At 43.3% G+C, this 12990-nt stretch carries 14 protein-coding genes; 6 read left to right on the top strand and 8 right to left on the bottom strand.

Annotated elements, in window-relative coordinates; translation table 11 throughout:
• Nucleotide 1: 1 nt before the first annotated feature.
• Entirely contained in the window at nucleotides 2-913 is a 912-nt protein-coding gene (locus tag F955_RS11020; protein WP_004894463.1) for a bestrophin family protein, read from the bottom strand.
• Between the two features lie 148 nt (nucleotides 914-1061).
• Entirely contained in the window at nucleotides 1062-2789 is a 1728-nt protein-coding gene (locus F955_RS11015) for a glutamine--tRNA ligase/YqeY domain fusion protein (protein WP_004894460.1), read from the bottom strand.
• Between the two features lie 477 nt (nucleotides 2790-3266).
• Here F955_RS11015 and F955_RS11010 point away from each other — a divergent pair, with 477 nt between their 5' ends.
• Both F955_RS11010 and F955_RS11005 read left to right on the top strand, forming a co-directional pair.
• Nucleotides 3267-3776 carry a peptidylprolyl isomerase gene (locus F955_RS11010; RefSeq protein WP_004812701.1) on the top strand — a complete coding sequence of 170 codons (510 nt, stop codon included), beginning with the start codon at nucleotides 3267-3269 and terminating at the stop codon, nucleotides 3774-3776.
• 110 nt (nucleotides 3777-3886) lie between these two features.
• A complete protein-coding gene (locus F955_RS11005) occupies nucleotides 3887-4603 on the top strand; it encodes a UDP-2,3-diacylglucosamine diphosphatase (protein WP_004894455.1) in 717 nt (238 codons plus the stop codon).
• A 125-nt stretch (nucleotides 4604-4728) separates the two neighbouring features.
• On the opposite strand, the gene hpaI is transcribed toward F955_RS11005, so the two are convergent.
• The gene (hpaI, locus tag F955_RS11000) at nucleotides 4729-5523 is read right to left on the bottom strand and encodes a 4-hydroxy-2-oxoheptanedioate aldolase (RefSeq protein WP_026056734.1); all 795 of its coding nucleotides are present in this window, start codon (nucleotides 5521-5523) and stop codon (nucleotides 4729-4731) included.
• Between the two features lie 243 nt (nucleotides 5524-5766).
• On the opposite strand from hpaI, the gene nfsB reads away from it, so the two are divergent.
• Together nfsB and F955_RS16390 are read left to right on the top strand one after the other, a co-directional pair.
• Nucleotides 5767-6420, top strand: coding sequence for an oxygen-insensitive NAD(P)H nitroreductase (gene nfsB, locus F955_RS10995; RefSeq protein ID WP_004894452.1), 654 nt, complete (start codon nucleotides 5767-5769; stop codon nucleotides 6418-6420).
• A gap of 108 nt (nucleotides 6421-6528) precedes the next feature.
• Nucleotides 6529-6750 carry a hypothetical protein gene (locus F955_RS16390; RefSeq protein WP_004812688.1) on the top strand — a complete coding sequence of 74 codons (222 nt, stop codon included), beginning with the start codon at nucleotides 6529-6531 and terminating at the stop codon, nucleotides 6748-6750.
• Here the strand turns inward: F955_RS16390 and F955_RS10985 are convergent.
• The 4 genes from F955_RS10985 to F955_RS10970 all read right to left on the bottom strand — a co-directional run bounded on the left by F955_RS10985 (nucleotide 6719) and on the right by F955_RS10970 (nucleotide 10442).
• Nucleotides 6719-7573, bottom strand: a complete 855-nt coding sequence (locus F955_RS10985; RefSeq protein WP_004894450.1) for a DMT family transporter — start codon at nucleotides 7571-7573, stop codon at nucleotides 6719-6721. The two genes, F955_RS16390 and F955_RS10985, sit on opposite strands and share 32 nt — an antisense overlap.
• Before the next feature lie 94 nt (nucleotides 7574-7667).
• A complete protein-coding gene (fba, locus tag F955_RS10980; RefSeq protein ID WP_004894447.1) occupies nucleotides 7668-8702 on the bottom strand; it encodes a class II fructose-bisphosphate aldolase in 1035 nt (344 codons plus the stop codon).
• 119 nt (nucleotides 8703-8821) lie between these two features.
• Nucleotides 8822-9100 (bottom strand): hypothetical protein, encoded by a 279-nt coding sequence (locus tag F955_RS10975; protein WP_004894446.1) that lies wholly within the window; start codon nucleotides 9098-9100, stop codon nucleotides 8822-8824.
• 154 nt (nucleotides 9101-9254) lie between these two features.
• Nucleotides 9255-10442, bottom strand: a complete 1188-nt coding sequence (locus F955_RS10970; protein ID WP_004894444.1) for a phosphoglycerate kinase — start codon at nucleotides 10440-10442, stop codon at nucleotides 9255-9257.
• Nucleotides 10443-10582: 140 nt separating this feature from the next.
• On the opposite strand from F955_RS10970, the gene F955_RS10965 reads away from it, so the two are divergent.
• Both F955_RS10965 and F955_RS10960 read left to right on the top strand, forming a co-directional pair.
• Nucleotides 10583-10966 carry a DUF2237 family protein gene (locus tag F955_RS10965; protein ID WP_004894443.1) on the top strand — a complete coding sequence of 128 codons (384 nt, stop codon included), beginning with the start codon at nucleotides 10583-10585 and terminating at the stop codon, nucleotides 10964-10966.
• Nucleotides 10966-11559 carry a Maf family protein gene (locus F955_RS10960; protein WP_004812682.1) on the top strand — a complete coding sequence of 198 codons (594 nt, stop codon included), beginning with the start codon at nucleotides 10966-10968 and terminating at the stop codon, nucleotides 11557-11559. The genes F955_RS10965 and F955_RS10960 overlap by 1 nt, the downstream gene beginning before the upstream one ends.
• A gap of 59 nt (nucleotides 11560-11618) precedes the next feature.
• On the opposite strand, the gene F955_RS10955 is transcribed toward F955_RS10960, so the two are convergent.
• Entirely contained in the window at nucleotides 11619-12917 is a 1299-nt protein-coding gene (locus F955_RS10955) for a BapA/Bap/LapF family prefix-like domain-containing protein (protein WP_004894441.1), read from the bottom strand.
• Nucleotides 12918-12990: the final 73 nt, after the last annotated feature.

The following is a 12990-nucleotide window of genomic DNA, read 5'->3' as shown; positions in this document are numbered from 1 at the left end:
CTTAACTCAGATGCCCTTTCCAAGGCCTTAAAGGTTCAGGTATTTCCCGTCCTATAGAACTTAAAGTTTCCCGTTCGACCAAGCGCACGATTGAATCAAGCGCCAGGTCATTGTCCTGTAGTCCAAAAGGTTCTTCTAGCTCGGCACTCAACTCATCCAAGCCTAAAAACAGATAGGCAATCAATGCCACTAGGACTGGCGTCCATAATCCCAAGTTGGCTTCCAGGCTGAAAGGCAGAATAAAACAGAAAGAATATACTGCTCGATGCAACAGTACGGAATAAGAAAATGGCAACGGCGTCGACAGAATCCGGTCGCAACCTGCCTGAATATTTCCGAGCTCTACCGTATGCTGATTCAGGTTATTATAAATAATATCGGAGATCTGCCCTGATCGATAACATTCTACTAACTGTTTCTGCATCTGTTCCAGTACCCATTGTGCAGGATTAACCTGCTGCTTGATCTGATTGAAAGCAATTGGATCAAACTGAGTATCAGGCTGGTAATGCTCAATGTTACTCTCTTGCTGACGCAAACGATCGCGCAATAAATGAGTAAACAGCATCATCCTGTATAAGAGCAATTCCCTGTTTTCAGTATCGAGTATGTGAGTATCCCGACTCAGGTGACGCGTGGTGGCGATCAATCCACCCCAAAGCTTACGCCCCTCCCACCAGCGATCATAACAGGCGGTATTCCGAAAACTCAGGAAGATCGACAGAATTACCCCGAAGATGGTGAAGCCAATTGCAGGGACTGCAGGTAGGCTAAAAAAGTGCTCCCGGCTTAAATAAACCAGTACCCCAGAAATCAGAATCACTGACATAAGTGCGGGTAATACCTTAGGCAAAATGGTGCCATGCCACGCAAACAGCAGACTAAAACTATTACTTTTATCACGGACGATCATGTTTTTGTTTTACGCTCCATAGAAATAGCCCAACCGAAGTTGGGCTATCTAAAGGTATTAGAACCAAACTGTTTTGAATCCGCCGAGGCCAATTGGTTTCCTTAGCAGCAAATGACCAATACAATTTAAGTCACCAAGCCAAAATAACTTATTTACCTGGCTTAAAGCTGTCTTTCAGGTCCAGAATACGGTTAAACACTGGCTTTTCACTTGAGTGATCGTATTGGTCCGCTACAAAGTAACCTTCACGTTCGAACTGGAAGCGGTCTTCCGGTTTAGCCTCTGCAAGTGCTGGCTCAATTACGGCTTGTACCACTTTCAATGACTCAGGGTTCAGGTTCGCCAGGAAATCATCCCCAGTTTCTGGATCAGATTCAGTGAACAGACGGTCATAGATACGAACTTCTGCAGGAATACCTTTCGTTGCAGATACCCAGTGAATTACACCTTTGACTTTACGGCCTTCGGGGTTTTTACCTAAAGTTTCAGGATCAATTGAACATTTCAGCTCAACCACTTCACCATTTTCATCTTTAATCACTTCATCACATTTGATGACATAAGCATGACGAAGACGCACTTCACCGCCAGGAATCAGACGTTTAAAGCCTTTAGGTGGTTCTTCTTCAAAGTCTTTACGGTCAATGTAAATTTCAGAGGTCAATGGAATCACACGCTCGCCCATATCCACATTTGGGTGACGAGAATGCGTCAGATCCATATCCGCTGGCAGATTGGTTAAAGTCACTTTCAGTGGATTAAGTACTGCCATACCACGTGCAGCCGCATTTTCCAGAGACTGGCGAATGCAATACTCCAGCATTGCTACATCGACGATACTGCCATCAACCTTAGATACACCTACCCGCTTACAGAAGTCACGCAGACCTTCCGGGGTGAAACCACGACGGCGCATACCCACCACAGTTGGCATACGTGGGTCATCCCAACCATTCACATATCCGCCTTCAACCAGTTTACGCAACTTACGCTTAGAAGTAATGGTGTAGTCGACATTCAGACGGCTTGATTCATACTGACGTGGAACAGCTGGGGATTGAACTTTCTCAACCACCCAGTCATAGAATGGACGGTGATCCTGAAATTCCAGTGTACATAAAGAGTGTGTTACACCTTCAATGGCATCTGATAATGGATGCGCATAGTCGTACATAGGGTAGATTTTCCATTTGTCGCCAGTCTGATGGTGTTCAGAATGCAGGATACGGTACAGAATCGGATCACGCATATGCACGTTTGGAGACGCCATGTCGATCTTGGCACGAAGCACAGCCTGACCTTCCGCAAACTCGCCATTGCGCATTTTCTCAAAACGCTCTAGGTTTTCAGCAACAGTGGCATCACGTTGTGGCGAGTTTTTACCTGATTCTACAAAGTTACCACGGTTTAACTTGATTTCTTCTGGAGACTGTAAATCCACATAGGCATCGCCCTGTTCGATCAGTTGAATAGCCCAGGTGTAAAGCTGATCAAAATAGCTCGATGCATAGCGCGGCTCACCATTCCATTCAAAACCTAACCATTTCACATCATTGGCAATACCATCAACATATTCTTGTTCTTCAGCATCCGGGTTGGTATCGTCAAAACGCAGATTACATAAACCATTAAATTCTTGAGCAATACCAAAGTTCAGACAGATCGCTTTTACATGTCCGATATGCAGGTAACCATTTGGCTCAGGTGGGAAACGTGTCACCACTTGTTGAGTACGGCCTGCTTCTAAATCATCAGTGATGACCTGGCGCACAAAATCTAAGCCCGGTTGTTGTTCCTGCTGCTGCGCTGAATCGACTGCATTCTTGTTTTGGGTCGGGTTCTCGGGCAGAGATGTAACAACATCATTTGGCTTCATGATCAATCATTCACTTCTAAAGTTAAAATTAAGGGTTTTATGTCCTGTTACGGGAGGCTTTAGACATGCCGTAAAACATAAACTAAAGTCCCCTAGTTTAACTTTAGGTGATCAATCTCTCAACTGCTAACTGTGGCATTTGTTTTCTATTCAATCATTTTAAAATGATCAGGCTAGGTCTGCTGCAATTGCATACAAATTTGGACGAATGATCCGGAAGTTTTTCATAAATCTAATCGCATGTCGCTGTTTAAGAAAAGAAACATACTATTGCAAAAAAATGTGTCATTGTTAATTGGTAAAGCGCAGGCAACCATCTGTATTTGCCTGCTGGAACAATGCATAAATAAGATACGATTTTCAGAATTTTATCCGAGAAAAGTATATTTTTGCTTGCCTTGTCGATTACAGTTTGCTTATGCTTCTCTCATTCAAAAAAACCCATGACTTCAAAGGTCATGATCAGGAGATTACACAATGAGTTTTCCTCAAGTCGAATTAAACACCAATAAAGGTCGTATTGTTCTTGAATTAAACGCTGAAAAAGCACCTAAAACAGTGGCAAACTTCTTAGAATATGTACGTGACGGTTTTTATGACGGCGTAATTTTCCACCGCGTTATTGATGGTTTCATGATTCAAGGCGGCGGCATGGACGAAAACTTTAAAGAAAAAGCAACGCGTGACGCGATTGAAAACGAAGCTGACAACGGCCTGAGCAATGACGTTGGTACCATTGCAATGGCACGTACTCAAGCACCTCACTCTGCTTCTGCTCAGTTCTTCATTAACGTGAAAAACAACGCTTTCCTTAACCATACTGGCAAAACTGCACAAGGTTGGGGTTATGCAGTATTTGGTAAAGTTGTTGAAGGCATGGACGTTGTTGATGCAATCAAAGGTGTTCGCACTGGTAACCGTGGCTACCATGCTGACGTTCCACTAGAGAACGTTGTAATCGAATCTGCAAAAATCATTTCTGAATAAAAAACGTCCTCTCCGTTGTTTATGAGTTTTAAAGCGATGCTTTAAAACGGTGTAATCGAAAATCCCTCATATGAATGAGGGATCTAGAGAGGAATAAAAGGAAAAGATTTGTGACCCATCTGTTTATCGCCGATTTACATTTGTCACCTGATCACCCTCGACTCGTTCGGGGGTTTTTAGATTTATTAGATGCCTATAAAGATAAGAATACCCAACTCTATATTCTGGGTGACTGGTTTAATGCCTGGATTGGTGACGACTATACCGCTCCTTGGCTGGATGAAATTGTTGAGCATTTAAAACAGTTCACCAAAGCGGGTAATCAGGTTTATTTTCTGGTCGGTAACCGTGACTTCGCTTTGGGCGAAGATTTTCTAAATCAGTTCACAGGACAACTTTTGCCCGATATTCAGTTCTTAACGATTACTGGCAAAAAGATTCGTATAGAACATGGCGACGAACTCTGCACCGATGACATCAGCTACCAAAGATTCCGTAAAATTATCCGTCATCCCTGGTTAGTCGGCTTTTTAAGAAAAATGCCGTTGTCTTTTCGTGCCCGGTTGGCACAAGGTTTCCGCAAGAAAAGCCATGAAGCGCAGCAATTCAAAAGCTATGAGGTTATGGACGTGAATCAAGATGCTGTTAACACCGCACTACAAGATGTCGATCTGCTGATTCATGGTCATACTCATCGTGCCAATATTCATGATGTAAATGGCAAAAAGCGGATTGTCTTAGGCGACTGGCGAAAAGAATCTGCGCAGATTCTCGAGCTTTCTGGTGATCCTGAGCAAGAAATACAGCTGACGACCTGGCATTACTAAATGAGTTGCAATCGCAGCTTTGAATTGATTAGTGAAATAGTTTAAAAACTTGACCTCATAAAACCAAGACAAATAAAAAGCAACTGTAATCAGTTGCTTTCGTTATTTTGGAAAATACTAGGTGGCTAATATCCACCTTCAGATTTCACTACTTCAGTACCCGGCTTATATTTAGATAACAGTTCACGCAAAGAATTCATCAGTACACTGGTATCCACGCCGACCGCAACAAATTCAGCACCCAAATCGAGATATTTTTGAGTAATATCATGTTGTGTCGACAGAATACCGGCCGCTTTACCAGCAGCACGAATCCGCTGAATCGCGTCAATCACGGCTTTTTGAACTTCAGGATGATTTGGATTGCCTTGATACCCCATGGTCGCAGACAGATCCACTGCACCAATAAAAACACCATCAATACCATCGACCTTTAAAATTTCATTCAGATTTTCCAGACCTTTTACCGATTCAATCTGAATCAACAGACAGATATCTTTGTGGGCGGTTTGGTAATAATTCGGAATACTGTTCCAGCGAGTAGCACGTGCCAGCGCTGCACCAACACCCCGAATCCCTTCTGGTGGATAACGTACCGCTTTTACCATCAGCTCGGCCTGTTCAACCGTTTCAACCATGGGGATGAGTAAGCTTTGCGCGCCAATATCCAGAAGCTGCTTGATGAGCTGTACACTGCCAATGGGTGGACGTACCACTGCCTGCGATGGATAGGCTGCAATACTTTGTAGTTGCGATAACGTGGTTCTTAAATCACTAGGTGCATGCTCACCATCAATCAGCAGCCAGTCATAGCCGGCATTGGCAGCAATTTCTGTACCGTAAGCATCTGCCAGACCGATCCATAACCCGATTTGCTGTTCAGTTTTGAGTTTTCTTTTGAAGTAATTGGTGTATTGCATACGCCCGCTCGCTTGCATGTTATTGCTTATAAGCTTATTAAACGCCTCTTGGCAAAAAGTGCCAATAGTGAAAAGCTCTTTTATCATTAGCCAAAGCTCTAAGTGCTAACATTATAAATAGTAGATATCTGCACAACTTATGCTTTGCCTGAAGGAAATTTATTGTAATAATCCACTTCACTTACAGCATGACTTTACTGTATGCCCCCATCCAAGATCAACAAAGACGAATGGAGTCCAGTTATGGATTTACTTAAGGTTTCTGAATCTCGTTATACGACAAAGGCTTATGATCCATCCAGGAAAATTCCGCAGGAACAGTTTGATCGTTTGACCGAGATTCTTCGCCTGGCTCCCTCTTCAATTAATATCCAGCCCTGGCATTTTTTTATCGCTGATCATGCGGATGCCAAAGCACGTATTGCCAAGGCTTTAGTGGGTACATATGCCTATAATGCACCAAAAGTATTGGATTCTTCGCATACGATCCTTTTCTGCACTAAAGCTGACATTACTGAGCAGCATTTAAATAATCTTCTGGAACGTGATGATGTACTCGGCCGTTTTAAAGATGAAACCGCCAAAGAAGCACAGCGCAATACCCGTACAGGTTATGTTGAATATTACCGTAATGAAAAAGGAGATATTCAGCGTTGGGCGGAAAACCAGACCTTTATTGCACTGGGTCAAATGTTAATTGCTGCAGCAATCGAAGGTGTAGATGCAACGCCCATTGGTGGCTTTGATGAAGGCATTCTTACTGAAGAATTGAAGCTCAATGAACAAGGCTTGATTCCATCTGTAATTATGACTTTGGGTTACCGCAGTGAAAATGATTTCAATGCCAAGCTGCCAAAATCCCGTCTGAAAGCTGAAGATGTTTTCACCAAACTGTAAGAATTTTATGCTATAAAAGGGGCGCAAAGCCCCTTTACTTGTCATTATGGGCCTAATTTTTGCTTAACTAAAGAACACTTATAATTCAGAATAACAATAGAGGTATCCATGTCAGTTCTTCCATCCAGACCAATGAAATTTGAATGCAAACACTGCGAAAAAATCTATCTACATCAATATAAGCATGAACAGCATCGTTATCCGCATTGTCCACACTGCCGACAGGCTGGCATGCTTCTGGGCCTGGCTGAAAAAGAAGACCTGATTCGCCTACCATTAGATTATGCCAGTGCCTATGTCAAGCAGACATGGCATAGGCTAAGCAGATAACACTGGCAAGCCCCAGCACCAACCCGAGACTGCTTGCAGGCTTTAGACGCTCTTTAAAGAAGACCAGGCCTGCAAGTACCCCAAATACCACTACCAGAATATTCATTCCCGCAAAGACAATCGCTGGTGTATCTTTTAGCAGCATATGCGCTTTAACATAAAACGCTATATTGGCGAAGTTCAGCCCCCCTAGAACCAGCCCGGCGCCAATATGCTTCAAATCACCGAGATGATGATATTTAATCACTAGATAAGTCATTGAGAAAATAAAGGCACAAATGAACATCAGGTTCAGCGTCACAGCGAACTGTAATCCCAAACTGGTGGTGTATTTCAATAACACATCAATCAGTGCATATCCGACCCACACTAATCCCAGATACAGCATACCCCGAGTTCCTGTGCCAGTATCATTTCGATTGGACAGCAGGATACAAATCACCGCAGTGATCCCGAGACCGATTCCAATGATTTTCAGCTGGCTAAACTGTTCCTGAAAGATGAAGTAAGCTGCTGCAAGAGAAAGTACGACTGATAGACGCTGGGCGATTTCTGTCTTTAGGATCCCCGCTATTTGCAAAGCCCGAGCCAGTAGCAGAAATACACTTGGCAACAAGATGCCTAAAGCAAAAATCAGTAACCACGGCGTATGAGTGACTGATACATGTGCCAGATCGGGTTTAAACCAGAAATAGCACAGAATACTTGCTGTGGCATAGTTCCATGCAATCAGATGAATGGGATTGAGTCCCCTGTTCCTTCCTTTCTTGAGTAAAATCGAGACCATGACGCTGCATAGTGCAGCTGCAAAGATCAGTTCCATTGCATGCTCATCATTATTTTTAAGTACGCTATTTTAATACAAAAAAAGCCCACAAGATTTTTGTGGGCTTTCAAACATGATTTCAGGCTAGCAATTAGTAGCGAGAAACCATTTTTTCCAATGAAATTGGACGAATCTTGTCAGCATTACCTGCTGTACCAAATGCTTCGTAACGATCTACACAGATTTGCTTCATTGCTTCAACTGTTGCAGCAAAGAATTTACGTGGATCGAATTCACTTGGTTTTTCAGCCATCATACGACGCATTGCGCCAGTAGAAGCTAAACGTAAGTCTGTGTCGATGTTGATTTTACGAACACCGTGTTTGATCGCTTCAACCAGTTGCTCAACAGGAACACCATATGTTTCTTTGATGTCGCCGCCATACTGGTTAATTACAGCTAACCATTCTTGTGGCACAGAGCTTGAACCATGCATTACAAGGTGCGTATTTGGCAGTGCTTCGTGAATTTCTTTAATGCGGTCGATCGCAAGAATATCACCTGTAGGTGGACGCGTGAACTTGTATGCACCGTGTGAAGTACCCACTGCAATTGCCAGCGCATCAACATTGGTATCAGCAACGAAGCTACGTGCTTCTTCAACTGAAGTCAGGAGTTGAGAATGATCCAGTACGCCTTCTGCGCCTACACCATCTTCTTCACCCGCCATACCTGTTTCAAGGCTACCCAGACAACCAATTTCACCTTCAACAGAAACGCCACACGCATGCGCCATTTGTACCGTACGACGAGTGACATCGACGTTGTATTCATATGAAGTTGGTGTTTTACCGTCTTCACCCAAAGAACCATCCATCATCACTGATGAGAAGCCTAACTGGATAGAACGTTGACATACGTCAGGGCTGGTACCGTGGTCTTGATGCATTACCACTGGAATGTGTGGCCATTCTTCGATTGCTGCCAAAATCAGATGACGCAAGAACGGTGCACCTGCGTACTTACGTGCACCCGCAGATGCCTGTACGATTACAGGTGAATTTGTTTGGTCTGCTGCCAACATAATGGCACGCATTTGTTCTAAGTTGTTTACGTTAAATGCTGGTACGCCGTAAGCATGTTCGCCGGCGTGATCCAAGAGCTGGCGCAATGAAATAAGAGCCATAATATCCTCCCAGTGAATGCCACATATTCTACATGCACAAAGGTTTCAATTCAGCAACAAATAACACTATTTAAAAAAAATCCCTGCATTTGCAGGGATTTTGTCTCACATTGACCCAATTAAGGTGCCACAGCTTCCGAAGTTGCTGCAACTGACTCGTCTGCAGTCGCTGCATCTGCCGGAGCATTCGCAATTTCAGCAGGAATGTCGGTATTTTTTTCATCTAGAACCGGCTGATCAATTGCATCAATCGCTGCTTGCTGTTCTGGCGTTACAGTCTCATCTGCAACGGCTGCCGAAGCTTCTGCTTCAGCTGCTGGGGCATTTTCCTGTTTCGCACATGCAGTCAGTGCCAATGATGCTGCCAATAATGCCGCTAAAGTTAACTGTCTTTTCATCACGTAATCTCATCATTTGGTGATTTAATGTCTGCATCTTATGACAGATTTATTGCATTTTAATGACGAAGCCATGAATGATAAGTGTCCGCTGTCAAAAAAATGACATAAAAAAGCTGGCACTTGGCCAGCTTTTTTAGGCTAAAACATGCAATTAAGCGCGTTCTAGCAGTACTGCAACTGCAGGAAGGGTTTTACCTTCGACAAATTCAAGGAATGCACCGCCACCAGTCGAGATATAACCAATTTTGTCAGCAACGTTGTATTTATCAATCGCAGCAAGCGTGTCACCACCACCTGCAATCGAGAAACCTTCCGATTCAGCAATCGCTAACGATAGAGTTTTCGTGCCTTCACCGAATTGATCGACTTCAAATACGCCCACTGGACCATTCCAAAGAATCGTTTTAGACGTTTTCAAAATTTCAGCAAATGCTTTTGCAGTTTCTGGACCTACATCAAGGATCATGTCGTTGTCAGCAACATCTTCAACTTTTTTCACAACCGCTTTAGCAGCAGCCAATGAACCCAGGAAGTCATCAAAATTGATTTCAGATGCATCAGCAACCACAACGTCCGTTGGAAGCGGAACAGAAACTTTGGCTGCAATTGCTTTAGCTGTGTCGATCAAATCACTTTCACACAGTGATTTACCTACATTGTAGCCAGCAGCTGCAAGGAAAGTATTCGCGATACCACCACCTACGATCAATTGATCACAGATATCAGAAAGTGAAGTCAATACGTCTAGTTTAGTTGAAACCTTGGAACCAGCAACGATTGCCACCATTGGTTTTTCAGGAGTTTTCAACGCACGACCCAAAGCATCCAATTCTGCTGCAAGTAAAGGACCCGCTGCCGCCACTTTCGCCAGACGAGCCACACCTTCAGTAGATGCTTCTGCACGGTGTGCTGTACCAAATGCATCCATTACAAATACGTCACAAAGTGCTGCATATTTCGCTGCAAGCTCAGGATTATTTTTCTTTTCACCGACGTTGAAGCGGCAGTTCTCAAGTAAAACCACTTGACCAGGTTGAACTTCAACGCCATCCAGGTAGTCAGTGAATAACTTTACTTCCTGACCTAATGCTTCAGTCAAATATGCTGCTACAGGTGCAAGTGACTGTTCAGCTTTAGGCTCACCTTCAACTGGACGACCAAGGTGTGAATACACTATAACCGCTGCACCTTTTTCTACGGCAGCTTTAATAGTTGGCAATGCTGCACGTAAACGCGCATCGCTAGTAATCACGCCATTTTTAACAGGTACGTTTAAATCTTCACGAATAAGAACGCGCTTACCCGCAAGGTCAAGGTCAGTCATACGTTGAAAGTTCATCTAGAGCTCTCTTTATAGATATTAAAAACGAGGCGATTTTAAATGATTATGCAGAAAAAGGTTAGCATCTTTTGCAGAAAAGCTAACGATTGCCAAAGTTTTGTTATGATAAGAAAAAGCATCCATCAGATTCAGTACCCATGTCGATACTTCCAGATCCAGATTTAAACCGTTTAAATGTTTTGGGCGAGCCATTGGCGAGCTGCTGTTTTGACCCGATTACCGGCTACTTCCGTAATGGTTTCTGCCACACTTCCCCTAGTGACCTGGGCCAGCATACAGTTTGTGCACAGATGACTTCGGAGTTTTTAAATTTCTCCCAAAAAGTAGGTAATGATCTGATTACACCATTACCAGAAGTCGGTTTTCCGGGGCTTCAGCCAGGTGATTTCTGGTGTATTTGCGTGACGCGCTGGGTGGAAGCTTATGAAGCAGGCCAGGCGCCACCAATTAAGCTGCAAGCCTGCCATAAAGCAGTTCTAGCCTATGTCCCCCTGCATGTTTTAGAAGAATACGCTGTCTAATGAATACCGCAAAGATTATTCTGGCCTCTTCCAGCCAGACCCGTAAAGAATTGATGAATCGCTTACGTCTTGACTACGTATCGATCGTCCCGGATATCGATGAATCACCGCAAGGTGAAAATCATGCGGATGACTTAGCCAAGCGACTGGCTTTTGAAAAAGCCCGACATGTGGCTGAGCAACACCCAGATGCAATCGTCATTGGCTCTGACCAGGTGGCTTGGCGTGAAGGCGCACCAGATATTTTTATCGGCAAGCCCTTAACTGCTGAAAAAGCAGTTCGCCAGTTACAGGCCAATTCAGACAAGATTGTATATTTTAGTACAGCACTGAGCGTACAACAGAAATCTAGCGGTTTTGAGCAAACTCTGGTTGAGCATTATAAGGTAAAATTCCGCAAGCTATCTCAAGCTGAAATCGAACGTTATATTGACATTGAACAGCCTCTGCACTGTGCTGGCAGCTTTAAATGTGAAAGCTTAGGCATTAGTCTGTTTGAAGAAATGATTGGTCAGGACCAGACGACGTTGATGGGCATGCCGATGATCAAGCTATGCAATATCTTGCGTGAGCTGGATATTCTGGTGCCTTAAAAATTAGTAAGGAAACAGTTTTAAGACTGCTTTTTAGCAACTATCGATCAGGTAAATATTTAACCAATAATCTGTCGCTGCTCAGATAAAAGCTGTTGCAACATGAGATCTGATTGATTTTCTAATATCAACGGATCGCTGGCTTGTGCAACCTCTTCAGCGTCAGTTCGAATAATAATTTGATCTCCTTCATTCCCTACTACAATAATATTGTCTACATGACTAGAATCAGAAAGCAGCTCAGCTAATGAAACTGTATCTGATCGCATAAAGTCGATATTCATCAAACTACTTTCTTTTTCTATACCCTCTAATAACAGATTCATCTGATTATTTAAATTTGAAATTGCATCCGCTGTATTTAGTACTTTATAAACTTGCGTATTGTTATCCAAGCCCGAAGAAATGAAATCTATGAGCTGTTTAGCAACAATAATATCCTCGTTCCCATCTGATGGAATAACATCATGATTAGTATCAGCTGCCCCTTGTTGCTCTTCAGAGCTATTCCTCATAAATTCTTGTGATGTTTTGAATCTGCTCAGAGCTTCTTGATCAGGAACGGTATCTTCATTTTGTTCAACCAGCTTAAGTCGAGCTAGTCGAAGTGTGGGAATTGTTGGTTCTGGTTGCCCTGGCTCTGGCTCAGGTTCTACTGGCACTTCTGGTTCCGGTTGTGGTTCTACCGGTACTTCTGGCTCCGGCTCAGGTTCTATTGGTACTTCTGGTTCAGGTTCTGGATCTACCGGCACTTCTGGTTCTGGCTCCGGTACTTCCGGTTCCGGTTCTGGCTCTACCGGCACTTCTGGCTCCGGTTCAGGCTCTACTGGCACTTCTGGTTCCGGCTCCGGTACTTCCGGCACTTCCGGCTCGGGTTCTGGATCTACCGGCACTTCCGGCGCAGGATCTATTGGCACTGGCTTATTTAGCTCTAGCTGTTCATCACCTTCAACTTCACCACTGTCTGTCGCTGCAACTCCACCAATGAGTAATGTACCAATCGCTATCCACTCCCAATTTTCTGCAAGAAACGAGGAAGATGGTAATAATGTATCTGTCCTTGAAATTTGCTTATATTGCTTGGTCACCTCATCAAACCAATATAAAGTACCGCTTTGCTCTTCAATCACAAGACTAGACGTTAAATCTTCATGATTGTTTGCATAAAAATTTTCAACCACCAATCTTTCGCCACTTCTCAATACTAAAATCAGATTTGTACCGTCTTGAGACATCTGGACAATATCTGATTTAGAAATTTTGATTTTTACAATGGAGCTTTGATCAACTCGAACCGTATCAGCATTCAGCTGTATTTTTTCTTTTGTTTTTTTATTAATTAATTGAATTTCTTTCATTTTATTTTCCAAATTATTTTTATTCTCCTTACAAAAAATTGTGTCATTTCGTCACTTATGTCAATCAAAGTAT

The sequence above is a fragment of the Acinetobacter schindleri CIP 107287 genome (genome assembly GCF_000368625.1).
GTDB classification, from domain to species: Bacteria; Pseudomonadota; Gammaproteobacteria; order Pseudomonadales; family Moraxellaceae; genus Acinetobacter; species Acinetobacter schindleri.
Note: the sequence above shows the minus strand (reverse complement) of the source record. Positions and strands in the feature narration are given on the sequence as shown.